The sequence below is a fragment of the Pseudomonas sp. LSJ-87 genome, from assembly GCF_032971465.1.
Lineage (GTDB): Bacteria > Pseudomonadota > Gammaproteobacteria > Pseudomonadales > Pseudomonadaceae > Aquipseudomonas > Aquipseudomonas putida_Z.
In genome coordinates this window covers 44,901-67,521 of record NZ_JAWJYQ010000003.1, presented here as the reverse complement: position 1 = coordinate 67,521, position 22,621 = coordinate 44,901, and the positions used below count along the sequence as shown (strand labels likewise).

At 63.6% G+C, this 22,621-nt stretch carries 26 protein-coding genes and 1 riboswitch; of the genes, 13 read left to right on the top strand and 13 right to left on the bottom strand.

The window, feature by feature from the left end; all coding sequences use genetic code 11:
• Positions 1 to 263 precede the first annotated feature (263 nt).
• The 3 genes from RYH74_RS03345 (at position 264) to RYH74_RS03335 (ending at position 3,134) form a co-directional block, all read left to right on the top strand.
• Positions 264 to 1,229, top strand: a complete 966-nt coding sequence (locus RYH74_RS03345; protein ID WP_317408960.1) for a 2-hydroxyacid dehydrogenase — start codon at positions 264 to 266, stop codon at positions 1,227 to 1,229.
• Between the two features lie 54 nt (positions 1,230 to 1,283).
• Entirely contained in the window at positions 1,284 to 2,282 is a 999-nt protein-coding gene (locus RYH74_RS03340; RefSeq protein WP_286101037.1) for a class I SAM-dependent methyltransferase, read from the top strand.
• A gap of 39 nt (positions 2,283 to 2,321) precedes the next feature.
• Positions 2,322 to 2,461, top strand: a riboswitch (yybP-ykoY riboswitch).
• Between the two features lie 88 nt (positions 2,462 to 2,549).
• Complete coding sequence (locus RYH74_RS03335; RefSeq protein ID WP_013970934.1) at positions 2,550 to 3,134, top strand: TMEM165/GDT1 family protein; 585 nt, start codon at positions 2,550 to 2,552, stop codon at positions 3,132 to 3,134.
• A 36-nt stretch (positions 3,135 to 3,170) separates the two neighbouring features.
• On the opposite strand, the gene RYH74_RS03330 is transcribed toward RYH74_RS03335, so the two are convergent.
• From RYH74_RS03330 to RYH74_RS03315, 4 genes are all read right to left on the bottom strand, one after another.
• Entirely contained in the window at positions 3,171 to 3,986 is an 816-nt protein-coding gene (locus RYH74_RS03330) for a M48 family metallopeptidase (RefSeq protein ID WP_025337703.1), read from the bottom strand.
• Between the two features lie 179 nt (positions 3,987 to 4,165).
• On the bottom strand, positions 4,166 to 4,786 hold the full coding sequence (locus tag RYH74_RS03325; RefSeq protein ID WP_286101036.1) for an SOS response-associated peptidase: 621 nt from the start codon (positions 4,784 to 4,786) through the stop codon (positions 4,166 to 4,168).
• A gap of 15 nt (positions 4,787 to 4,801) precedes the next feature.
• Entirely contained in the window at positions 4,802 to 5,062 is a 261-nt protein-coding gene (locus RYH74_RS03320; RefSeq protein WP_025337701.1) for a putative signal transducing protein, read from the bottom strand.
• A complete protein-coding gene (locus RYH74_RS03315) occupies positions 5,062 to 5,244 on the bottom strand; it encodes a CPXCG motif-containing cysteine-rich protein (protein ID WP_012270508.1) in 183 nt (60 codons plus the stop codon). Before RYH74_RS03315 ends, RYH74_RS03320 begins: the two co-directional genes overlap by 1 nt.
• Before the next feature lie 125 nt (positions 5,245 to 5,369).
• On the opposite strand from RYH74_RS03315, the gene RYH74_RS03310 reads away from it, so the two are divergent.
• A complete protein-coding gene (locus tag RYH74_RS03310; RefSeq protein ID WP_025337700.1) occupies positions 5,370 to 6,536 on the top strand; it encodes a 1-acyl-sn-glycerol-3-phosphate acyltransferase in 1,167 nt (388 codons plus the stop codon).
• A 130-nt stretch (positions 6,537 to 6,666) separates the two neighbouring features.
• Here the strand turns inward: RYH74_RS03310 and RYH74_RS03305 are convergent, their stop codons facing one another.
• Positions 6,667 to 6,927 carry a hypothetical protein gene (locus RYH74_RS03305; protein WP_046616028.1) on the bottom strand — a complete coding sequence of 87 codons (261 nt, stop codon included), beginning with the start codon at positions 6,925 to 6,927 and terminating at the stop codon, positions 6,667 to 6,669.
• A 197-nt stretch (positions 6,928 to 7,124) separates the two neighbouring features.
• Positions 7,125 to 7,709 carry a YajG family lipoprotein gene (locus tag RYH74_RS03300; RefSeq protein ID WP_013970929.1) on the bottom strand — a complete coding sequence of 195 codons (585 nt, stop codon included), beginning with the start codon at positions 7,707 to 7,709 and terminating at the stop codon, positions 7,125 to 7,127.
• 145 nt (positions 7,710 to 7,854) lie between these two features.
• Between RYH74_RS03300 and RYH74_RS03295 the strand changes: the two genes are divergently transcribed.
• Both RYH74_RS03295 and mqo read left to right on the top strand, forming a co-directional pair.
• Positions 7,855 to 8,088 carry a hypothetical protein gene (locus RYH74_RS03295; RefSeq protein WP_025337699.1) on the top strand — a complete coding sequence of 78 codons (234 nt, stop codon included), beginning with the start codon at positions 7,855 to 7,857 and terminating at the stop codon, positions 8,086 to 8,088.
• 600 nt (positions 8,089 to 8,688) lie between these two features.
• Positions 8,689 to 10,197, top strand: a complete 1,509-nt coding sequence (gene mqo, locus RYH74_RS03290) for a malate dehydrogenase (quinone) (protein ID WP_025337698.1) — start codon at positions 8,689 to 8,691, stop codon at positions 10,195 to 10,197.
• Positions 10,198 to 10,375: 178 nt separating this feature from the next.
• Here mqo and RYH74_RS03285 read toward each other — a convergent pair whose 3' ends face one another.
• From RYH74_RS03285 to RYH74_RS03270, 4 genes are all read right to left on the bottom strand, one after another.
• Positions 10,376 to 10,666 carry a PA4642 family protein gene (locus RYH74_RS03285; RefSeq protein WP_084785037.1) on the bottom strand — a complete coding sequence of 97 codons (291 nt, stop codon included), beginning with the start codon at positions 10,664 to 10,666 and terminating at the stop codon, positions 10,376 to 10,378.
• A 68-nt stretch (positions 10,667 to 10,734) separates the two neighbouring features.
• Entirely contained in the window at positions 10,735 to 11,205 is a 471-nt protein-coding gene (locus RYH74_RS03280) for a hypothetical protein (protein WP_013970925.1), read from the bottom strand.
• Positions 11,206 to 11,347: 142 nt separating this feature from the next.
• The gene (locus RYH74_RS03275) at positions 11,348 to 11,821 is read right to left on the bottom strand and encodes a WbuC family cupin fold metalloprotein (RefSeq protein WP_075043765.1); all 474 of its coding nucleotides are present in this window, start codon (positions 11,819 to 11,821) and stop codon (positions 11,348 to 11,350) included.
• Between the two features lie 2 nt (positions 11,822 to 11,823).
• Complete coding sequence (locus tag RYH74_RS03270) at positions 11,824 to 12,381, bottom strand: hypoxanthine-guanine phosphoribosyltransferase (protein WP_003256346.1); 558 nt, start codon at positions 12,379 to 12,381, stop codon at positions 11,824 to 11,826.
• Between the two features lie 162 nt (positions 12,382 to 12,543).
• Between RYH74_RS03270 and upp the strand changes: the two genes are divergently transcribed.
• Together upp and RYH74_RS03260 are read left to right on the top strand one after the other, a co-directional pair.
• The gene (gene upp / locus RYH74_RS03265) at positions 12,544 to 13,182 is read left to right on the top strand and encodes a uracil phosphoribosyltransferase (RefSeq protein ID WP_011532223.1); all 639 of its coding nucleotides are present in this window, start codon (positions 12,544 to 12,546) and stop codon (positions 13,180 to 13,182) included.
• Between the two features lie 2 nt (positions 13,183 to 13,184).
• Positions 13,185 to 14,459 (top strand): uracil-xanthine permease family protein, encoded by a 1,275-nt coding sequence (locus RYH74_RS03260; protein ID WP_075043763.1) that lies wholly within the window; start codon positions 13,185 to 13,187, stop codon positions 14,457 to 14,459.
• Positions 14,460 to 14,591: 132 nt separating this feature from the next.
• Here the strand turns inward: RYH74_RS03260 and hemH are convergent, their stop codons facing one another.
• Together hemH and RYH74_RS03250 are read right to left on the bottom strand one after the other, a co-directional pair.
• Positions 14,592 to 15,605, bottom strand: a complete 1,014-nt coding sequence (hemH, locus tag RYH74_RS03255; protein ID WP_075043762.1) for a ferrochelatase — start codon at positions 15,603 to 15,605, stop codon at positions 14,592 to 14,594.
• A gap of 13 nt (positions 15,606 to 15,618) precedes the next feature.
• Positions 15,619 to 16,524, bottom strand: a complete 906-nt coding sequence (locus RYH74_RS03250; protein WP_317408958.1) for a TIGR01777 family oxidoreductase — start codon at positions 16,522 to 16,524, stop codon at positions 15,619 to 15,621.
• A 187-nt stretch (positions 16,525 to 16,711) separates the two neighbouring features.
• Here RYH74_RS03250 and RYH74_RS03245 point away from each other — a divergent pair, with 187 nt between their 5' ends.
• The 5 genes from RYH74_RS03245 (at position 16,712) to RYH74_RS03225 (ending at position 21,787) form a co-directional block, all read left to right on the top strand.
• Positions 16,712 to 17,698: an NAD(P)/FAD-dependent oxidoreductase gene (locus RYH74_RS03245; protein ID WP_075043761.1), complete on the top strand. Its 987-nt coding sequence runs from the start codon at positions 16,712 to 16,714 to the stop codon at positions 17,696 to 17,698.
• 100 nt (positions 17,699 to 17,798) lie between these two features.
• Positions 17,799 to 18,767, top strand: a complete 969-nt coding sequence (locus RYH74_RS03240; protein WP_025337690.1) for a YbgA family protein — start codon at positions 17,799 to 17,801, stop codon at positions 18,765 to 18,767.
• Positions 18,757 to 19,656, top strand: coding sequence for a MerR family transcriptional regulator (locus tag RYH74_RS03235; protein ID WP_317408957.1), 900 nt, complete (start codon positions 18,757 to 18,759; stop codon positions 19,654 to 19,656). The genes RYH74_RS03240 and RYH74_RS03235 overlap by 11 nt, the downstream gene beginning before the upstream one ends.
• Positions 19,647 to 21,089 carry a deoxyribodipyrimidine photo-lyase gene (gene phrB, locus RYH74_RS03230; protein ID WP_317408956.1) on the top strand — a complete coding sequence of 481 codons (1,443 nt, stop codon included), beginning with the start codon at positions 19,647 to 19,649 and terminating at the stop codon, positions 21,087 to 21,089. The genes RYH74_RS03235 and phrB overlap by 10 nt, the downstream gene beginning before the upstream one ends.
• Positions 21,086 to 21,787 carry an SDR family oxidoreductase gene (locus RYH74_RS03225; RefSeq protein WP_286101032.1) on the top strand — a complete coding sequence of 234 codons (702 nt, stop codon included), beginning with the start codon at positions 21,086 to 21,088 and terminating at the stop codon, positions 21,785 to 21,787. The genes phrB and RYH74_RS03225 overlap by 4 nt, the downstream gene beginning before the upstream one ends.
• Before the next feature lie 302 nt (positions 21,788 to 22,089).
• On the opposite strand, the gene RYH74_RS03220 is transcribed toward RYH74_RS03225, so the two are convergent.
• A complete protein-coding gene (locus tag RYH74_RS03220; RefSeq protein WP_182329799.1) occupies positions 22,090 to 22,608 on the bottom strand; it encodes an acyloxyacyl hydrolase in 519 nt (172 codons plus the stop codon).
• Positions 22,609 to 22,621 lie beyond the last annotated feature (13 nt).

Here is a 22,621-nt window from a genome sequence, read left to right as displayed (position 1 = left end):
AGTTCGCCAATGTGACGGCTAAATCAGCCGAAGGAATGATTTGCATGATGAAGGTATGAGTGGCGGGCGTTGACGGGCGGCAAGGTTGAACTAGACACTGCGGCGGCAGCTTCAGGTCATGTGGTGAAGCTGATGGCCTATTCGCGGGTAAACCCGCTCCCACAGGTATTGCACCATTGCAAAGGCTGGTGCAGTACCTGTGGGAGCGGGTTTACCCGCGAATGGCCGCGACACCGAAATCCCGCCCAGCCTCGGAGAACTTCATGCCCAGCCCGCGTCGCGCCGTGTTTCTCGATCACCAGTCCCTGGACCTGGGCGATCTCGACCTCTCGCCCCTGAAGCAGCAGTTCGAAGAGTTCGAACTGTTCGCCGCCACCCGCCCGGAGCAGGTCGCCGAACGCCTGCAGGGCGCGGTGGCAGTAGTCAGCAACAAGGTCATGCTCGACGCCGCGACCCTGGCCGCCAACCCGCAACTGAAGCTGATCCTGGTGGCCGCCACCGGCACCAACAATGTCGACCTGGCGGCCGCGCGCGCTCAGGGCATCACCGTGTGCAACTGCCAGGGCTATGGCACACCGTCCGTCGCCCAGCACACCCTCGCCCTGCTGCTGGCCCTGGCCACCCGCCTGTGCGACTACAACCAGGCGGTAGCCGACGGCCAGTGGGCCAAGGCCAGCCAGTTCTGCCTGCTGGACTTCCCCATCGTCGAGCTGGAGGGCAAGACCCTTGGCCTGCTCGGCCACGGTGAACTGGGCGGCGCGGTGGCGAGGCTGGCCGAAGCCTTCGGCATGCGCGTACTCAGCGGGCAGATCCCCGGCCGCCCGGAACGCGCCGACCGTTTGCCACTGGACGAGTTGCTGCCGCAAGTCGACGCCCTGACCCTGCACTGCCCGCTGAACGAGCACACCCGACACATGCTCGGGTCCCGCGAGCTGGCCCTGCTCAAGCCCAATGCGCTGGTGGTCAACACCGCCCGCGGCGGCCTGATCGACGAGCAAGCGCTGGCCGACGCCCTGCGCAGTGGCCATCTGGGCGGTGCCGCCACCGACGTGCTGAGCGTGGAACCGCCGGTCAATGGCAACCCGCTGCTCGAACCCGGCATCCCGCGCCTGATCATCACCCCGCACAGCGCCTGGGGCGCGGTGGAATCGCGCCAGCGCATCGTCGGCCAGCTCAGCGAGAACGCCCAGGCCTTCTTCGCCGGGCAGCCACGCCGCGTGGTCAGCTGAGCCCGACGCCCGCCTCTGCTACACTGCGCCACTTTTTTCCAGGAGGCGTCGTCCATGGACCCGCGCAGTGAAGTGTTGCTCCGCCAGGCAGAGCTGTTCCAGGGCCCGCTGCTGCTCGCCGGCGCCCCCGCCGACGGCCTGCTCGGCCAGTTGCCCCAGGCCCGGGCCTGGACCTGGCATGCGGGCGACCAGGCCTTGCTCGAAAGCCGCTTCGCCGGGCGCAGCCACTATGCAGTGGAGCCCCCTGAAGTGGCTTTCGATAGCGCCGTGCTGTTCCTGCCCAAGTCCCGCGAACTGGCCGCCTACCTGCTCAACGCCCTGGCCTCGCGCCTGGCTGGCCGCGAGCTGTACCTGGTCGGCGAGAAACGTGGTGGCATCGAGGGCGCGGCCAAGCAGCTGCAGGCCTTTGGCAAGCCACGCAAGCTCGACAGCGCCCGCCATTGCCAGCTGTGGCAGGTGACCATCGAGCACGCGCCAGAAGCCAAGCCCCTGGAAAGCCTGGCCGAACGCTTCGAGCTCAGCCTGGAAGACGGCCCACTGCAAGTGGTCAGCCTGCCCGGTGTGTTCAGCCATGGCCGCCTCGATCGCGGTACCGCCCTGCTGCTCAAGCACCTCGACGGCCTGCCGAGCGGGCATGTGCTGGACTTCGGCTGCGGTGCCGGGGTGCTGGGCGCCACGGTCAAGCGCCGTTATCCACAAAACCGGGTGACCCTGCTGGACGTGGATGCCTTCGCCGTGGCCGCCAGCCGCCTGACCTTGGCCGCCAATGGTCTGGAAGGCGAAGTGATCAGCGGCGACGGCATCGACGCGGCGCCAACCGAGCTGAGCTTGATCCTGAGCAACCCGCCGTTCCACACCGGGGTGCACACCAACTATCAGGCATCGGAAAACTTGCTGAAAAAATCGGCCCTTCATCTGCGAAAAGGTGGCGAAATGCGCCTGGTTGCCAACAGCTTCCTGCGCTACCAGCCACTGATCGAAGGGGCGCTGGGCAACTGCCAGGTACGCGACGAGGCGGACGGTTTCCGCATCTACCAGGCAACACACGGATAAAAACAGCGCTTGCCGAAAGCGTTTTGCCTAGGCAGAATCCGCACCGTCCTAGGGGAGTAGTCTCCCGCGAGCGCCCAGCTCGCCCGGTACGCGTCAACATACTTGGTCCACAGACCATGGCGCGTGCGACCCACCATGCCAGCCTGCATGGCGAGATCCGCATAGACGGATCCAGGGTTTGACAAGACCTATGACACGCACACCTTACCCGGGGCGGGGAGGCTGTACGTGTCATAGCCGTGTCGACCCGCCCCCGTAGGAATCCTGATGCTGGAATCTCTGTTGGTCCCCACCGCCATCGTTGCCCTCGCCGAAATTGGCGACAAGACGCAACTGCTCGCGCTCATACTCGCTGCCCGCTTCCGCAAGCCCTGGCCGATCATCGCCGGCATCATCGCCGCCACCCTGGCCAACCATGCTGCGGCTGGTGCCGTGGGCGCGTGGGTCGGCAGCTTCTTCAGCGACTCGGCACTGCACTGGATCCTGGCTGCGAGCTTCACCGCCACTGCCCTGTGGACCCTGGTTCCGGACAAGATGGATGACGACGAGAACCCGGCGCGCCGCTTCGGGCCGTTCCTGACCACGCTGATCGCGTTCTTCCTGGCTGAAATCGGTGACAAGACCCAGGTCGCCACGGTGATGCTGGCAGCACAGTATCCGTACCTGATCATGGTCATTATCGGTACCACCCTGGGCATGCTGATTGCCAACGTGCCGGTGGTTTTGGCGGGTAACTTCGCGGCGGACAAACTGCCGCTGACGCTGATCCGTCGCCTGGCGGCCACGGCGTTCTTCGTGCTGGCGATCGTGGCCGTGTACTCGGCGATGAAAGCCAGTGGCTGGGTGGGCTAACTGCTGACGGGGGCCGCTCTGCGGCCCCTTACGGTCTTACTTCTTGGCCGCCTGATACAGCGGCATCACCTTCGGAATGGCCGCCTGCAACGAAGCAATGCGGCTCTGGGACGCTGGGTGAGTGCTCATGAACTCAGGCGGTGCGCCTTCGGAAGCCTGGCTCATCTTGTTCCACAGGGTGATCGCGGCATTCGGGTCGTAACCGGCACGCGCCGAAAGTTCCAGGCCGATCAGGTCGGCTTCGTTCTCGTTGGCCCGGCTGTTGGGCAGGGTCATGGCATAGTTCACCACGGTATCGGCCATGGCCATGCTACCCTGGCCGAGGCCAAAGAGGGCACCGGCGCCCTGGCGCGCCATTTCCACGCCATACGCCTTGGACATCGCCTCGCGGCTGTGCTCACGCAGGGCGTGGGCGATCTCGTGGCCCACCACCGCAGCAATTTCCGCATCGGTGAGCTTGAGCTGATCGATCAGCCCGGTGTAGACGATGATCTTGCCGCCAGGGCCGCAGTTGGCGTTGAGCTCGTCGCTCTTGATCACGTTCACTTCCCAGTTCCATTGCGCGGCATCCGGGCGGAACTTGGGGGTCTGGGCGATCAGGCGGTTGGCAATTACCTGCACACGCTTGGCAACAGCGCTGGACTTGTCGAGCACGCCTTTGTTCGATGCTTCACCCAGGGTCTGCTGGTACGACTGGGCGTACATCTGGTTGACCTCATCGGTCGAGAGCATGCTGAACATGTACTGTTGGCGCTCGACGCCGACAGCACCGCCGCTGGTGGTATTCACCGCCTGGCAGCCGGCTAGCAGGATGCCAGCACTCAACAGGCTGACGACAAAAGACTTACGCATGAAAACACTCCCTTTTTACATGCGCCGTATCGTAGGCCGAGTCGCTTGGGGCCGCCATAGCCGCAGGGAAGATTTTCGTCGCCTGTGCCGGCCCCTTCGCGGGTGAACCCGCTCCTACAGGGATAATGCGATCGTTGTAGGAGCGGCTTCAGCCGCGAAGAGGCCGGCACAGCCATACATCAGGCCGGGGTCAGGCACTCCGGCGCATCCAGCTTCGGGTCATTGACGAAATGCGCCAGGGCCCGCTCGCGCAGCGTCGCCGGCGGGCTGGCCAGCAATTCATGCAGACGGGCCAGCGGCGTGTCCGGGTCAAGCCAGGCGGCCTGCCCTGCCTCGTCCAGTATCAGCGGCCGACGCTGGTTCATCGCCGCCTGGGTCACCACCGCACAACTCAGCCAAACCTGGTCCTGCACCGGGTAGGCCTCCCACACGGCGGCGAAGTACAGCGACGCGCCCTCCCCCGGGGTCAGCCAGTACGGGCGCTTGCGCACGCTACCGCGCCATTCGTAAAAGCCGTTGGCCGGCATCAGGCAGCGGCGCTGGCGAAACGCGTCGCGAAACATCGGCTGCTCGGCCAGGGTTTCGGCGCGGGCATGGGCGGGGGTACGGGACAGGTCGGTGAGCCACGCCGGAGTCAGCCCCCAGCGCGCCCTGGTCAGTTGCAGCTGGCCGTCGAGCTGGCGCTGGATCAGCACCGAAGCCCCGGGCGAGATGTTCCATTGGGCGGGCTGGCCAACGGGAAAGCCCGGCAGACTGGCAAGAGCCTGGGGCCAGCGAAACAGGGCGTAACGTCCACACATGGGCGAATTCAGAACCTAGCAGATCAAGGTACCGGGGAAACTCTCCGGTTCGTCACCAACCAGTGGCTGGGCGTCATTGTACGCATCGATCAGCTGCCGTGCGTACTCGGCCTGCTCATCAGCCACGGCAAGCCCCAGCAAACCCTGCATCGGCAGCTCACCGGCGGCACCGACCAGGTCACGACCAACCAGGTGCGCCTCGATCCCCTCGCTGGCGAGCATGCCCGCCAGCATTTCCGCCTCGAGCAGGCTTTCCGGTTCGTAGATGCGCTGCATCAGTCATTCTCACCGAATACATCCAGCATCCACTCCTCGCCATGAACTTGCAGCACGAAGCGGATAGGCTTGCAGCATACCTGGCAGTCCTCAATGTACTCCTGATCGCCACCGGACAGGTCCACCGTGGTTTCGACTTCTTCGCCACAATAAGGGCAATCGTAGATAGCAGTTTCCAGCATCGCGGCCTCCGGGGTGACTTATGCGTATAATTGCCGGTCTGTTTACAGGGCCTGTGTGTGTCCGAGCCGTTTTTCGGAGCCCGTCCCTACCTTATTACCCTAGCCGTTTCCAACAAGAGAGCATGATGGGCGAATTCGATGCCATCCGACCGTACGACGACGCTGAGGTCCCTGCCGTTCTGGCACGCCTGCTCAGCGACCCGGCATTCCTCGATATCCTCACCCACTTCCGCTTCCCGCGTGCGGCCGGTGCTCTCGGCTGGTTGCTCAAACCGCTGATCGCCCGCCGCCTGCGCAAGGAATTCGCCGGTGTCACCTGTGTCTCGACCTTGCAGGACAAAGTCGAGTACTACGTCGACCAGACCATCGACCGCGCCACCGACGGCGTCACCTATTCGGGCGTGGAGCAGCTCAAGGCCGGCACCGCCTACCTGTTCCTGGCCAACCACCGTGACATCGTCATGGACCCGGCCTTCGTCAACTACGCGGTGTACCACGCCGGCCTGCCCACGCCGCGCATCGCCATTGGCGACAACCTGCTGCAAAAGCCGTTTGTCAGCGACATGATGCGCCTGAACAAGAGCTTCATCGTGCACCGCTCGATCAGTGGGCGCCGCGAAAAGCTGGCGGCCTACCAGCTGCTCTCGGCCTACATCAACCATTCGATCCGCAACGACGCCACGTCGATCTGGATCGCCCAGGCCGAAGGCCGGGCCAAGGACGGTGACGATCGCACCGATTCGGCGATCCTCAAGATGTTCCACATGAGCCGCAAGGACGAGCCGTTCGGCGCGGTGATCCAGAGCCTGAACCTGACACCGGTTTCGATCAGCTACGAATATGACCCGTGCGACCAGGCCAAGGCCCGCGAGCTGTACATCCGCGCCACCACCGGCACCTACAAGAAGGCGCCGGGCGAGGACGACAACAGCATCGCCAAGGGCATTACCGGCTACAAGGGCCGGGTGCACATCAACTTTGCCCCGCCGGTGACCGAGTACCACGAGGACACCAAGCAGCTGGCAGTGGAAATCGACCGGCAGATCCTCGGTGGCTACCGGCTGTTCCCGGTGCACTACCTGGCCTATGCGATGTGGGATGGCAAGGATGAGGCGCTGCAGGTGCCGAGCGCCGAGAAGGTGTTCCCGGCTGATGAACTGGCCCGGGCCAAGGAAGAATGGCAACGCCGCCTGGATGCCTGCCCTGAGGAGCAGCGGCCGTACCTGGTGTTGCAGTATGCGACGCCGGTGCGCAACCAATACCAGGTCAGGCAGCAGGCACCGGTTGCCTGAGCAATCCTAGGGCTGCCTTGCAGCCCATCGCCGGCAAGCCAGCTCCCACAGAGACCGCATTTCCCTCAGGCTTGTGTAATCCTGTGGGAGCTGGCTTGCCGGCGATGGGCCGCAAAGCGGCCCCGGAATCTCAAACCCAGGTACTGAACCAGGACAACAGCAGCGCCATCGCCAGGCACGAAAAACCGAGAATGTAGAAGTACCGCGGTACCCGCAGGTCGAACGCGTCCACCACCCCGTCGTCCACCGCCATGTATTCGCGGGTCTCGGCCTCGCGCCGCCGCGCACTGTGCAGCAGCAACCCACCCGGGCAGGTCAGCAGCAGCGCCAGCAGATTGATCAGCTTGGTCGGGTGGGCGGCCAGGAACCCCCAGAGCACTTGCAAGGACATCACGCAACCTCGGTATGAGCGACGGCAAAGGCCGGCATTCTACCCAAGTCATGCCCAGACGCCCGGCCCAGGCGACAAAGTGTCATCAAATTTCATCTGGCATGGCATGAAGCTTTGCCGGCCTCTTCGCGGGCACAGACAACAAAAAACCCGCTGCCTGGAACACAGGCAGCGGGTTTTGTTTTACAGCTGAAGGCTTACTGCCCCAGCACTTGACCGATGGTCGGGTCCTTGAACATACGGGTCAGGGCATCGCTCAGCACATCGCCCACCAGCTGGGTGTTGGTTTCCTGGTTCGGCGCCATGCCGAAACGCTGGTCCAGCGAAGCGCCATAACGGCCACTGTAGCGGCGGCCGCCATTGGACACGTCGGCACGGAAGGTGGCGCCGATGGTAGCCTCGGTCACGTACAGGTTGTCTTTCGGCGACTGGTACTTCAGCTCCGCCAGGGTCACGGTCAGCTGCGGCGCGTTGTAGGCGTTCGGCGTCGGGGTGAAGCCGAGCAGGCGCACGGCGGCTTCGGCCTGGGCTTGCAGCTTGGGCACGATGTCGTTACCGCTGACGCTGATGGTGCTGGTCTCGGGGTACATGCCACCGCGAGTGCCCAGGGACTGCGAGGCCCGGCCGTCAACCACCCGGACCACTACCGGCTGGCCATGGCCGACCGGGGCGAGCTGGGCCTTGAGCGTGGGTTGCGGATTGAGTTGTTGCGGGCTGTGGGCACAACCGACCAGGCTGAGGCTGGCCACGGCGATCAAACCGAACAACAGACGTTGCAACATGCGCGTTACTCCAGAAAAAGCGGCGAAGGCCCACAGTATACCTAGCCACGCATCGACCAGTCATCGGCCTGGCCCGCTTGTCACAATCGTTTCATCGCCGCGCCCTTATCCTTGCGCCAAGCCCTAACGCACAGGACTCGCTGCCATGGCCTCGCTCTGGACCCTGCTCTTCCAACGCCCGCGCCACAACACCTATGCCCGCCTCGACGCGAACGGCAAATGCCTGGCCTTCAAGCAATGCAGCCAGGCGCCCAGCGGCAGCGGCTGGGTCCAGATCGGCGAAATCCAGCTCGCCTGGCTGGGCCGCGAACTGCCCGCCAGTGCCCGGGTTTGCGCCCGCGCAAGCCGCCGCTGGCACCAGCGCATCCTCGCGGCCTGACAAACGCTGCAATAAAAACCACGAATGGCGACATTTCTGCCCGCGACATCGCTATAATCTCCCCCCGATTATAAGGACGTCTCCTGATCGGGCCCCGCACTCGCCGATTGACCCCGGCAACTTCAACGCTTCGCCCACAGAGAGCCTTCCACTCAGGTCTTGCATCGGCTGTCGTGCCTGCTTTTCCGGCCCTTCACACTGCATGAACCTGCGGGTTGCCATCGCGCAGTCCCCTTTTGAGGTTCACGTCTCCAAAAGAGCGTGAAAAAACGGTTTTCACAACTTCACAAGAGTGTGGCGAGCAAATGAACAGTCTGGCATGTGCAAAAGCGGCAGATGTGTCCCGAACAGCCCTGAACAGGCGGCAAATGCGCTCATCCCGTATGAGTGTCTGAGCCGTTCCATAACGCACGCACGACACCTTGACCATAAGTCGAATTGCCGCACCCGTGGCAAACCGCGTTCAATACGCGAACCCGAAGACTGATTGGCGGTGTCCGCGGAAGTTGCAAGAACTGCGAAAAGTCGGACATGGCGACCCTGGCGAACCCAGGTCCTATGCTGTCAATTAGGTAGCTGTAGATTGTGGAGACGCGTTAAATGGCGCAGAACGAATCGGTTGATGTGGTACTGGTAGGCGCGGGCATCATGAGTGCCACCCTGGCCGTACTGCTCAAGGAGCTCGACCCGACCCTGAAGCTTGAGGTCGTGGAGGCGATGGACTCCGGAGCCGCGGAAAGCTCCAACCCCTGGAACAACGCAGGCACCGGCCACGCCGGCCTGTGCGAGCTTAACTATACGCCCCAGGCCGCCGATGGCAGCATCGACATCAAGAAGGCCGTGCACATCAACACCCAGTTCGAGGTTTCGCGCCAGTTCTGGGCCTACCTGAGCAAAAAGGGCAACTTCGGCTCGGCACGTGCCTTCATCAACCCTGTCCCGCACCTGAGCTACGTCGAGGGTGACAAGGGTGTTTCCTTCCTCAAGAAGCGCTATGAGCTGCTCAAGCAGCACCATGCCTTCGCGGACATGGAATACACCGAAGACAAGGCCGTGATGAATGACTGGATGCCGCTGATGATGCCAGGCCGCCCAGCCGACCAGCACATCGCCGCCACCCGCGTGCTCAAGGGCACCGACGTCAACTTCGGCGCCCTGACCAACAAGCTGCTGAAGCTGCTGGGCGACTCGCAGGACGCTCAGGTCAAGTACAGCAAGAAGGTCGTCGGCCTGCGCCGTAACGGCAAGGGCTGGACCGTGAGCATCAAGGACGTCAACAGCGGCGGCAGCCGTGAAGTGGACGCCCGCTTCGTCTTCCTCGGCGCCGGTGGCGCGGCCCTGCCGCTGCTGCAGCTGTCGGGCATTCCGGAAAGCAAAGGTTTCGGCGGCTTCCCGGTCAGCGGCCAGTGGCTGCGTTGCGACAACCCGGAAATCGTCAAGCAGCATCAGGCCAAGGTCTACAGCCAGGCGGCGGTCGGCGCCCCACCGATGTCGGTACCGCACCTGGATACCCGCGTGGTCGATGGCAAGAAATCGCTGCTGTTCGGCCCATATGCCGGCTTCACCACCAAGTTCCTCAAGCACGGTTCGCTGATGGACCTGCCGCTGTCGGTGCGCATGGGCAACATCGGCCCGATGCTGGCCGTGGCCCGTGACAACATGGACCTGACCAAGTACCTGGTCAGCGAAGTGATGCAGTCGATGGAGCAGCGCCTGGAAGCCCTGCGTCGCTTCTACCCGCAGGCCAAGGCCGAAGATTGGCGCCTGGAAGTGGCTGGTCAGCGCGTGCAGATCATCAAGAAAGACCCGAAGAAAGGCGGCGTTCTGCAGTTCGGTACCGAGCTGGTCTCGGCCCAGGACGGCAGCCTGGCTGCACTGCTCGGCGCATCGCCGGGTGCTTCGGTAACCGTGTCGATCATGCTGGAACTGATCGAGCGCTGCTTCCCCGAGCAGGCCAAAGGTGCCTGGGCTGCCAAGCTCAAGGAAATCTTCCCGGCTCGCGAGAAGACCCTGGCGACCGATGCTGCCCTGTACCACAAGATCAGTGCCGACAACGACGTGGCGCTGGACCTGGTGGAAAGCAGCCCGGCGGCCAAGCATTACGCTTGATTCGGCCGGTAACGAAAAAACGCCCCTCGGGGCGTTTTTTTGTGCCTGGATCCTAGTAAGCCTGTTCCGGCCCTTTCGCGGGTAAACCCGCTCCCACAAGGACCGCACCACAGCTAATGGCTGTGCTGTACCTGTGGGAGCGGGTTTACCCGCGAAGAGGCCGGAGCAGGTTTACAAATCAGCCACGGGCCTTGGCGATGATCTCGATGTAATCCGCCGCATTGCGCTGGTCGGCAATCTGCTCGACAAAGGTCTTGCCGTGCTCGTCCTTGCCATCCAGGTCCAGCCCAGCCTCGACGAAGAAGCCGATAAAACGCTCGAAATCGTCGATGCGCAGGCCGCGGTAGGCCTTGACCAGCTTGTGCAGCGACGGCGAAGTCACGCCATCGGCCGGCTCGAACTGAAGGAACGACTTGATGTAGTCGTCGCTGATCTCGTCACCGATTACCTGTTTCTTGTCTTTACGCATTGCCGACTCCAACTGGACCATCACGAAATTTCGAAGGCCGGCAGTGTACCCCCCGCAGGCCGGGCGCCTCAACGCGTACGTACGGTACCGGTGTGCAGGTCGGCCCAGACGTGGCCGTTGCCGTACGTGAGGAACTGCACATACAGCGTCTCGTTGCGCAGCAGGTCCATGATCACGCGGTAGTCGCTGAGCGGGTAATTCAGGCTCAGGGTGCGGGTTTTCTCGTCATATACGGGTTTCTTCAGGCTTTTGGCCGCTTCACCGTCAAAGGTCAGCAGCACCTGGGCGATGGTCGCGCCCTTGCTCAGCGGCTTGCCCTTGAGGCGCACCTGCAACGACGAGGTGATCGGGATCGGCTGCTGGTCGGACTGGCGCTGGGTACCCACTACCACCGAGTAGTCGGTCACTTGCAGCAATTGCTGGCCGGTCGGCGCTTCCTGGCGCAGGGACTGGTCGTCAGGTGGCAGGAACTGGCTGTGCAGCGGTGCGGCGGCGAGTGGCAGGCTGACCGCCAGCAGGAGGGGAAGAAACGCACGCATGTGAGGCTCCTTGAATGAAGGAGCACTCTAGCATGCTGTGTCTGGGCTGTACCGGCCCTATCGCCGGCAAGCCAGCTCCCACAGGTACCGCGCTATCCATGTGGGAGCTGGCTTGCCGGCGATGGGGCCGGTGCAGGCAACATCAATCGAACTGCGCGCGCATCCAGGCCTGGTACTCGTCCACGCCCTCTTCTCCTTCGCGCGGCGCCCAGTGCGCATGTTCGCCTTCACCCACCGGCCGATACGGCCCGGCCTTGCACTCGAACAGGATGCTGTCCGGCTCCAACACCACCAGCCCATGGTAAATACCAGGCGCGAGGTCCACACCCAGGCAGTCGCCGCCCGCCTGCAGCACTCGCTTGTCGGTCACCGCCCCCTGCTCATCGAAGATCAGCAGGCCCAGGCGCCCCTTGAGCACGATCAGGGCCTCAGCCTTGTCGGCGCTCAGGTGGCGATGCGGCGGGATATAGGTGCTCGGTTGCAGCCCGACCGCCATGCGGTGGCAAGGCTCTTCCATCTCATGGAAGGTGTGATGCTGCCGCCCGCGCGGGTTGGCGGCAGCCTGTGCGGCCAGCCCGGCGAACAGCGATTGGTCGATGAACGCAGGCTGGCGCATGATCACAACCCCTTTACGGCGAAGATGCCGTTGGCGTTGCGCCAGTAGCCTTTGTAGTCCATGCCGTAACCGAAGATGTAGCGGTCGACGCAGGGCAGGCCCACGTAGTTGGCCTTGAGCTCCGGGCTGGCCTTGCGGTCATGGTCTTTGTCGATCAGTACCGCGGTGTGCACCGAGCGCGCACCGGCATGCTTGCAGAACTCGATGATGGCGCTGAGGGTGTGGCCTTCGTCGAGGATGTCATCGACGATCAGTACGTCACGGTCGATGAACGACACTTCGGGCTTGGCCTTCCAGAACAGTTCACCGCCGCTGGTCTGGTTGCGGTAGCGGGTGGCGTGCAGGTAGCTGGCTTCCAGTGGGAACTGCAGGTGGGTCAGCAGTTTGCCGGAGAAGATCAGGCCGCCATTCATCACGCAGAACACCACCGGGTTCTTGTCGTGCAGGTCCTTGCAGATCTGCTCGCCGACTTTGGCGATGGCCGCTTCGACTTCGGCTTCGGTGTACAGGCAGTCAGCTTCACGCATGACTTGACGGATATGCTCGAGATCGGCGGACATGGCGCTCTCCGGGGGGTGCATTTTGGAAAAGCGGGCAAAGGTACGCATCCGCTCGTCACAGATCAAGCATTTATGGACTAACGTCCAGAATGACCAGACGACAGCACAGGCTGAATAGATTAATCTAGCGCGGTTTTTTTGCCCGCCTTTCGGAGCCCCCCTATGCCCACTCGTGAGATCCGCCATCCGCTGATCCGCCACAAGCTCGGCCTGATGCGCCGTGCCGATATCAGCACCAAGAATTTTCGCGAACTTGCCCAGGAAGTCGGCGCGCTCCTGACCTACGAAGCCACCCAGGACCTGCCGCTCGAAACCTACGAGATCGACGGCTGGTGCGGCAAGGTGCAAGTTGAAAAAATCGCCGGCAAGAAGATTACCGTGGTGCCGATCCTGCGTGCCGGCATCGGCATGCTCGACGGCGTGCTCAGCCTGATCCCGGGTGCCAAGGTCAGCGCCGTCGGCGTTGCCCGCAACGAGGAAACCCTCGAAGCCCACACCTACCTGGAAAAGCTCGCGCCGGACATCAACCAGCGCCTGGCCCTGATCATCGACCCGATGCTGGCCACCGGCGGTTCGATGGTCGCCACCATCGACCTGCTGAAGAAGGCCGGTTGCAAAGAGATCCGCGCCATGGTCCTGGTCGCCGCGCCAGAAGGCATCGAAGTGGTGGAAAAAGCCCACCCGGACGTGCAGATCTACACCGCCTCGATCGACCAGCGCCTGAACGAACACGGCTACATCGTGCCGGGCCTGGGCGATGCCGGTGACAAGATCTTCGGCACCAAGCAAAAGGACGCCTGACCATGCAGGACGGCTTCAACGACCCGCTCTGGCGCCAGGTCGTTTCGGGCGCGCAGATGCTCTTCGTGGCATTTGGCGCGCTGGTGCTGATGCCACTGATCACCGGCCTCGATCCGAACGTCGCGCTGTTCACCGCCGGTATCGGCACCCTGCTGTTCCAGCTGGTCACCGGCCGCCAGGTACCCGTGTTCCTGGCCTCGAGCTTTGCCTTCATCACCCCGATCATCCTCGCCAAGGGCCAGTTCGGCCTGGCCGAGACCATGGGCGGCGTGATGGCCGCAGGTTTCGTGTACACCTTCATGGGCCTGATGGTGAAAATCAAAGGCACCGGTTTCATCGACCGCATGCTGCCGCCGGTGGTGATCGGCCCGGTGATCATCTCCATCGGCCTGGCCATGGCGCCGATCGCCGCCAACATGGCGATGGGCAAGGCCGGTGACGGCAGTGTGCTGCTGCCCTACAAGACCGCCATGATGATCTCGATGCCGGCCCTGCTGACAACGCTGATCGTCGCCGTGTTCGGCAAGGGCATCTTCCGTCTGGTGCCGATCATTGCCGGCGTGCTGGTAGGCTTTGCCCTGTCGTTCGTCTTTGGCGTGGTCGACACTGCCAAGATCGCCGCCGCACCGTGGCTGGAGCTGCCCAACTTCACCGCGCCAGCGTTCAACTGGCAGGCCATCCTGTTCATCGTCCCGGTTGCCCTGGCACCGGCGATCGAGCACATCGGCGGCGTGATCGCGGTCGGCAGCGTGACCGGCCGCGACTACCTGAAGAAGCCCGGCCTGCACCGCACCCTGCTGGGCGATGGCCTGGCCACCACCGCAGCCGGCCTGTTCGGCGGCCCGCCCAACACCACCTATGCCGAAGTGACCGGCGCGGTGATGCTGACCAAGAACTACAACCCGAAGATCATGACCTGGGCGGCGGTCTTCGCCATCACCCTGGCCTTCATCGGCAAGTTCGGCGCACTGCTGCAAAGCATCCCGGTACCGGTGATGGGTGGCATCCTGTGCCTGCTGTTCGGCTCGATCGCGGCGGTGGGCATGAACACCATGATCCGCCACAAGATCGACCTGGCCGAAGCGCGCAACCTGGTGATCGTGTCGGTGACCCTGGTGTTCGGTATTGGCGGCGTGCTGATCGGCAGCGGTGATGGCCCGGATGACTGGGGCCTGAAGGGCATCGCCCTGTGCGCCATCGTGGCTATCGCCCTGAACCTGATCTTGCCGGGCAATGATGGCTGGAAGCACAAGAAGCTGGATGATCAGTTGCCTTGATCCGGCTTTAGCCTGATCTGGCCCTATCGCCGGCAAGCCAGCTCCCACAGGTACCCCACAGATTTCGAGAACTGTGGAATACCTGTGGGAGCCGGCTTGCCGGCGATAGGGCCGGTACAGGCAACCTGAAAGTCAGGCCTTTTCGCACATCCCCGCCAGCGCCTTCACCCACGCCGGGTGATCATTCAGGCAAGGCACCAGCACCAGCTCCTGCCCGCCAGCCTCGACAAACTGCTCGCTCCCGCGCATGCCGATCTCTTCCAGGGTCTCGATGCAATCGGCCACGAACGCCGGGCACATTACCAGCAGCTTCTTCACCCCGGCCTTGGCCAGCTCGTCCAGCCGCGCCTCGGTATAGGGTTCGATCCACTTGGCCCGCCCCAGCCGTGACTGGAACGACACCGACCATTTGCCATCGGGTATGCCCATTTTCTGCGCAAAGGCCCTGGCCGTTGCCAGGCACTGCCCGCGGTAGCACACCGCGCGCATATCGGCACTGGCATCCTTGCAGCAGTCGGCCGCCTGGAAGTCATGCTTGCCGGTCGGGTCCAGCTTCTTCAGGTGCCGCTCCGGCAAGCCATGGAAGCTCAGCAACAGGTGATCGTAATCCTGCTCCAGGTAAGGCCGGGCGCTGGCGACCAGTGCCTCGATGTAGTCCGGGTGCTCGTAGAACGGCTGCAGCACGCGCAGCTGCAACGGCAACTGGCGTTCATTGACCGTCTGCCTGGCCAGTTCCACCACAGTGGTCACCGTGCTGTCGGCGAACTGCGGGTACAGCGGCGCCAGGGTCACCTTGCGCACACCCTGTGCCACCAGGCGCTCCAGCACCTCGGGCAAGGCCGGCTGGCCATAGCGCATGGCAATCTCCACCGGGCCATGGGGCCAGTGCTCGACCATCGCCGCCTGCAGGCGACGGGTCAGCACCACCAGCGGCGAGCCCTCCTCCCACCAGATCGAGCCATAGGCGTGCGCCGACTGCTCCGGGCGCTTGACCAGGATCAGCGACACCAGCAGGCGCCGCACCGGCCAGGGCAGGTCGATCACGTACGGGTCCATGAGGAACTGGTTGAGGTAGCGGCGCACATCGGCCACCGAGGTGGAGGCCGGGGAACCCAGGTTGACCAGCAGCAGGGCGTGATCGGTCATGCAGCGTCCTATGTCAGAGGCGGCTGGACAGGTTGTCCAGGGCCGATTGCAAATCGTTGAAGCGGAAAGTGAAGCCTGCCGCCAGCAAGCGTACCGGGCGGGCGCGCTGCCCGCCGAGCAGCAGGGTCGACAGCTCACCCAGCCCGGCCTTGAGCAGCAGTGCCGGCACTGGCAGCAGCGCCGGCCGGTGCAAGGTGCGGCCAAGGCGCCTGGCGAACTCGCGGTTGCGCACCGGCTCCGGGGCGCAGGCATTATAAGGACCGCTGGCATCCTTGTGCTGCAAGAGAAAATCAATCAGGGCGACCTGGTCTTCTATATGGACCCAAGGCATCCACTGCCGCCCGTCGCCCAAAGGCCCGCCCAGCCCCAGTTTGAAGGGCAGGCGCAGGCGCGACAAAAAGCCGCCATCACTGGCCAGAACCAACCCGGTACGCACCAGCACCACGCGAATGCCCTGGGCCTGGGAACGCAGCGCTGTCTCTTCCCAGGCAATGCACAGCTGGCTGGCAAAATCTTCGCGCACCGGCGGTGAAGCCTCGGTCAGCTCGCGTTCGCCACCGTCTCCATACCAGCCCACCGCAGAGCCGGAGATCAGCACTTCCGGGCGCTGCTCGCGGCTGCCCAGCCAAGCCAGCAACTGCTCGGTAAGGGTGACGCGGCTGGCCCACAGCAGGTTGCGCCGGGCCGCCGTCCAGGGCCGATCGGCAATTGGCGCACCGGCCAGGTTGATCACTGCGTCCAGGTGATCATCCGCCTCCAGTTGCTCCAGGCGGGCAATGCCACGCACGCCGTTCCCACAAATTTTCGGCACCTGCTCAGGTCGCCGACTCCACACCGTCAAGCGATGACCCTGGCCGAGCCAGTACTGGCACAGGTGCTTGCCAATCAACCCGGTGCCGCCTGTCAGCAATATATGCATGGCTGTGTCCTCGCAGAATGCGGCGGTGGTCTATTTTTAACATCAAGGCACTTTTTTGACCCGACGCTCTCGGATAAACATAGGCCAACCTGCCTGCCAACACGGAATAACCTTATACAACATTTGAGCATTGTACAGGTTTGCCTGACAGCGTAGTCTGCTTACAGCAAGGTTTGAAGAGGCCATCATGACAGTACCTATTGCCATCATCGGGGCCGGTATCGCCGGTCTGTCAGCCGCCCAGGCCTTGCAGAAGGCCGGGCAATCCGTGCATTTGTTCGACAAGGGCCACGGCAGCGGCGGTCGCATGGCCAGCAAGCGCAGCGAAGCTGGCGCGCTGGACCTCGGCGCCCAGTATTTCACCGCCCGTGACCGGCGCTTTGTCGAGCAGGTACAGCAGTGGGTTGCCGCTGGTTGGGCCGAGCAATGGAAGCCACAGCTGTACAATTACCGCGATGGTGAACTCACCCCTTCACCCGACGAGCAGACACGCTGGGTGGGCGTGCCGCGCATGAGTGCAATCACCCGCGGCCTGCTCAAGGATGTGACGGTCAATTTCGGCTGCCGCATCGCCGAAGTGTTCCGCGGCAAGCAGTACTGGCACCTGCAGGACACTGAAGGCTGCAGCCACGGCCCCTACAGCCGCGTGGTGATCGCCGTGCCGGCACCACAGGCCACGCCGTTGCTGGCCGCTACCCCGAAGCTCGCTGCCGTGGCCGCCGGTGTGCAGATGGAGCCCACCTGGGCCGTCGCCCTGGCCTTCCAGACCCCGCTGGAAACCCCGATGCAAGGCTGCTTCGTGCAGGACAACCCGCTCGACTGGCTGGCGCGCAACCGCAGCAAGCCCGGGCGTGACGAGCAGCTCGACACCTGGGTACTGCACGCCACCTCGGACTGGAGCCGGCAACACATCGACCTGCCCAAGGAAGAGGTGATCGAACAGCTGTGGGGCGAGTTCGCCGAACTGGTCGGCTGCGTGGTGCCGGCACCTACTTTTGCCTTGGCCCACCGCTGGCTTTATGCCCGCCCGAGCAGCAACCATGAATGGGGCGCACTGGCCGATGCTGACCAGGGCTTGTACGCCTGCGGCGACTGGTGCCTGTCCGGCCGTGTCGAGGGCGCCTGGCTCAGTGGCCAGGAAGCGGCGCGTCGGCTGCTCGAACACCTCGAGTGATGTAGGGTTATACAAAAAAACTGGTTTGCATAACTTCCGGGCTGTGCTGGAATGAACCTGTACAATTTTTTAGTCTCGTACAGGTTTTTGGAGGCAGCCCATGCACGACTCATTTGCCCACAGCAAGCCGCGTATCGCCATCAGCGCCTGCCTGACCGGGCACAGCGTGCGCTATAACGGTGGCCACAAGGCCTCCGACCTGTGCCGTATGCAACTCGAGGAACATTTCGACTGGTTGCCGGTGTGCCCGGAGGTGGCCATCGGCCTGGGCGTGCCGCGCGACCCGATCCGACTGGTCGGCAACCCCGAGCAGCCGGAAGTGGTAGGCACCCGTAACCCCGGCATGGACCTGACCGGCCCGCTGCGCAACTACGGCGAGCAAATGGCAGCCGAACTCGACGATATCTGCGGCTACATCTTCATGCAGAAATCGCCTTCCTGTGGCCTGGAGCGGGTCAAGGTGTACCAGGACAATGGCCACCCGGCCTTCCACGGTGGGCGGGGCGTGTATGCCCAGGCGTTCTGCGCACGGCGCCCGGACCTGCCGGTGGAAGAAGAAGGCCGCCTGCACGACCCTGTGCTGCGCGAGAACTTCATCAGCCGTGTGTACGCCTATGCCGACTGGCAGCGCCTGCTGGCCGAAGGCCTGAGCCGTGGCGCCCTGGTGCGGTTCCACTCGCGCTACAAGTACCTACTGATGGCCAACAACCCGCAGGCCTATCGCAGCCTTGGGCGCCTGCTCGGCAGCATGAGCAAGGATGATGACCCGCAAAGCATCGGCCCGCGCTATTTCAGCCAGCTGATGCAGGCCCTGCGTCGCTGTGCCAGCCGTGGCACTCATTGCAACGTGCTGCAGCATCTGAGCGGCTACTTCAAGGACACCCTCACACAGCAGGACAAAGCCGAGCTGCAAGCCATCATCGGCCAATACCAGCAAGGCGTGGTACCGCTGGTAGTGCCTCTGACCCTGCTCAAGCACCATTTGCGCAAGCACCCCGACCCGTATCTGCAGCAGCAGGCCTACCTGCAGCCGCACCCCGAGCGCCTGGGCCTGCGCAATGCCGTCTGAAATCCTGTTGCCCATCGGCGAGCTGGCTCGCCGCACGGGCGTCAATCCCGTCACCCTGCGCGCCTGGGAGCGCCGCTACGGCCTGCTCAAGCCCCAGCGTACCGCCAAAGGCCATCGCCTGTATCCGCTGGAGCAGGTCGAACGCGTCGAAGCGATCCTCGCCTGGCTGCAACGCGGCGCCTCCGTCGGCCAGGTACGCGAGCTGCTCGACAAACCGGCCAGCACGCCACCGAAAGGCGACTGGCAAGCCCGGCAGTTCCAACTGGTCGAGGCCATCGCCACGCTGTCGCAGCGCGCCCTTGACCAGCAGCTCAACCAGGCGATGGCCCTGTACCCGGCCGTCACCCTGTGCGAGCAATTGCTGTTGCCGCTGCTCGACCTCCTCGACCTGCGCTGGCGCAACTATTTCAATGCACGGCTTGAGCAGGTGTTTTTCCACAGCTGGCTGCGCAGCAAGCTGGGCGCCCGGGTCTACCACGACAACCAGTTGCTGCAAGGCCCTGCCATCTTGCTGACCGAAGACAGCGAACACACCTTCAGCCCCGATTTGTGGTTGTGCGCCTGGCTGTTCACCAGCAACGGCCTGCCAGTCGAAGTACTGGAGCACACCATTGCCGGCGCGCACCTGCAACGCGCCGTAACCATGCTCAAGCCGCGCGCCGTGCTGCTGCACCTGGGGCCACGCATCGATGACAAGGCGCTGCAACGCACCCTGTCCAACCTGCCCGTGCCGACCCTGGCCGGCGGGCCGATGCTGGCGCTGCACGAAGCCCGGCTGCGTGCCCTCAGGCTGCCCAACCTTGCCCTGTTCGATACCCCTCAGGCGGCATTGCGTTTGCTGCAAGCCCATGACCGCCAGCCTGGAGAGATGACCGCACCATGCACCTGACCTGGCTGCGCAGCGACCTGCGCATCGATGACAACACCGCGCTCAGCGCCGCCTGCGAACGCGGCCCGACCCTCGCCCTGTGGCTGGTCAGCCCCGGGCAATGGCTGGCCCACGACGACGCCGCCTGCAAAGTCGACTTCTGGCTGCGCAACCTGCGCGAACTGCGCCAGGCGCTGGAGCGCTTGAACATCCCCCTGCTGATCCGCAGGATCGACACCTGGGACCAGGCGCCACAGGCCGTACTCGATGTCTGCCGCCAACATCTGGTGCAAAGCGTGCACTGGAACGAGGAGTACGGCATCAACGAGCAACGTCGCGACGACGCCACCCGCGCGTTGCTGGAAAAGTCGTCCATCCAGGCCCGCAGCCACCTCGACCAACTGTTGTTCAGCCCAGGCACCATCCTTACCCGCAGCGGCGACTACTTCCAGGTGTTCAGCCAGTTCAAGAAGAACTGCCTGGAGCACCTGCACCGCGGCCTCCCCGCACTGGCCCAGCGGGTGAAACGCCAGGCACCGCTGCAGGTCAGCAGCGACCCGATCCCCCAGCACGTGGACGGCTTCGAAAAAACCGCGCAAGCACTGCGCGACCACTGGCCGGCCGGCGAAGCTGAAGCGCAGGCGCGGCTGACCCGTTTTCTCGACGAAACCATCGACGACTACCAACAGCTGCGCGACTTGCCTGCCAAGCCCGGCACCAGCCAGCTCTCCGCCTACCTGGCCGCAGGCGTGATCTCGCCGCGCCAGTGCCTGCACGGCGCCCTGGCCAGCAACCGCGGCGAGTTCGACAGCGGTAGCAGCGGCGTGCAAACCTGGATCAACGAGCTGCTCTGGCGCGAATTCTACAAACACATCCTGACCGGTTATCCACAGGTCTCGCGTCACCGCGCCTTCCGCGCCCAGACCGAAGCCCTGCCCTGGCGCGATGCACCGGCCGACCTCGAAGCCTGGGAACAGGGCCGGACCGGCTTCCCGATCATCGACGCCGCCATGCGCCAACTGCTGGATACCGGGTGGATGCACAACCGCCTGCGCATGATCGTGGCCATGTTCCTCAGCAAGAACCTGTTGATCGACTGGCGCAAGGGCGAGCGGCATTTCATGCGCCACCTGATAGACGGCGACCTGGCCGCCAACAACGGTGGCTGGCAGTGGAGCGCGTCCACTGGCACCGACGCAGTGCCCTATTTCCGCATCTTCAACCCGGTTTCACAGTCGCAGCGTTTCGACCCGCAAGGGCGTTTCATTCGGCACTGGCTGCCGGAATTGCAGGGGCTGGATGAAAAAGCCATTCATTTCCCTGTGAAGTCGGCCGATCTTTTTGCTAGATATTCCTATCACAGTCCAATTGTCGATCTCGACAGCAGTCGTCAGCGCGCACTGGAGGCATTCAAGAACCTCCCGCGCCGGCAGGATCAGAGGGCAGCATCTTGAACAACGCACGCAGTATCTGGGTGACGGGAGCAGGCAATGGACTAGGCCTGGCGTTAGTGGAAGGGTTACTCGAGCAAGGGCACCGGGTAGCTGCAAGCGGCAGGCATGGCGAGGCACTGGATGCCTTGGCCGCACGCTATGGCAGCCAGCTGTTGCGCTTGCCGTGGCAGTTGCACGAAGAACACCAGGCGGCCCAGGCCAGCCAGCAGATATGCCATGCCTGGTGCGCGCTGGACGGTTTGATCATCAATGCCGGTACCAGCGATTACCTGGCGGACGATGTGGCGGACAGCGAGTTGTTCGAGGCGATCGTCACTGACAACCAGTTGGCCGGCGAGCATTGCCTGGCCAAAGCGCTGCCTTTGCTGGCGAAGGGTGACTCACCCCAGGTGATGGCGGTGTTCAACCGTTATTCGGCGCTGCAGCTGCATGCACCGACGCAGGCGCCTGCGGGCTGGAACAACATGCCGCAGTGGATGCGCGAGCAGCGTCAGGCGTTGAAGGCGCAGGGGGTTGAGCTGACCGTGGTGGCGCCGCAGTCGTTGAAGACACCTGTGACACCGGCGCAGGCAATACCGGAGGCGTGGACGCCGCAGAATGCGGCAGAAGAGCTGCTGCGGCGGTGGCCGCAGAGGGAGCCCGAGCTTGTGCTGGAGGCTTTGGATCTGACTAGCCTGTGGCCTTTGCCACTCAAGTAATCGATGTGGTGACCGTTCCGGCCCTATCGCCGGCAAGCCGGCTCCCACCTCGACCGCATCGGCTTGAAGTCATGCGCATAACCTGTAGGAGCAGCCTTGTGCTGCGAAGAGGGCAGTAGGGCAGCAGATGTTCTTCTGCAGCAATGGCTTCTTCGCAGCACAAGGCTGCTCCTACAAGGTGATGAGGTAGCCTGAGTAATGGAGCAAGACAGTTGCTCCCCCAGGTAGCTCATAGATGTCAAGCTATGTAAGCCCCCCCTGTGGGAGCGGGTTCACCCGCGAAGAGGCCGGCACAGGAGAGCTCAGAGCGCCATGCGGTAATGCAGGCTATAGCTCTCCACCCCATCGTTGGGCTGCTTGATGCCTGCGTTGGAATAGTGAATAGCCCGCACGCCAATCTCATGCCCACCGGCAAAGCGCAATCCAAAGCCGATACGGTCCTCGAACTGGAATGCCGAGCCCAGCTCGTTGTCTTCCAGCTCGGTGCTGGAGAATGCCGCCACGCCAATCCCCGCCTCTATATAAGGCTTCACCGACTCCCCGGCAAACTCATAGACGAACACCGGCGCGAACGACAGGCTATGGTTGCTCGCGGTCTCGTCACCATCCCAATAGGTGTAGGCCCCATCCCAGTACCCCGTCAGGCGCCCGACGCTGGTCTGCCACCAGCTCGCATCCCAATTCGATTGCAGCCCCAACCGATAGACCATGGTCGAGTCACCGGTCTGCCCCACCGAAAACGAAACGTCGGCAGCCTGCGCCGACAGTGAGTGCCCCAGGGTGAAGACGGCAGCCGCCGCCAAGCCAAGCAGCTTCTTCATGAGCAACATCCTT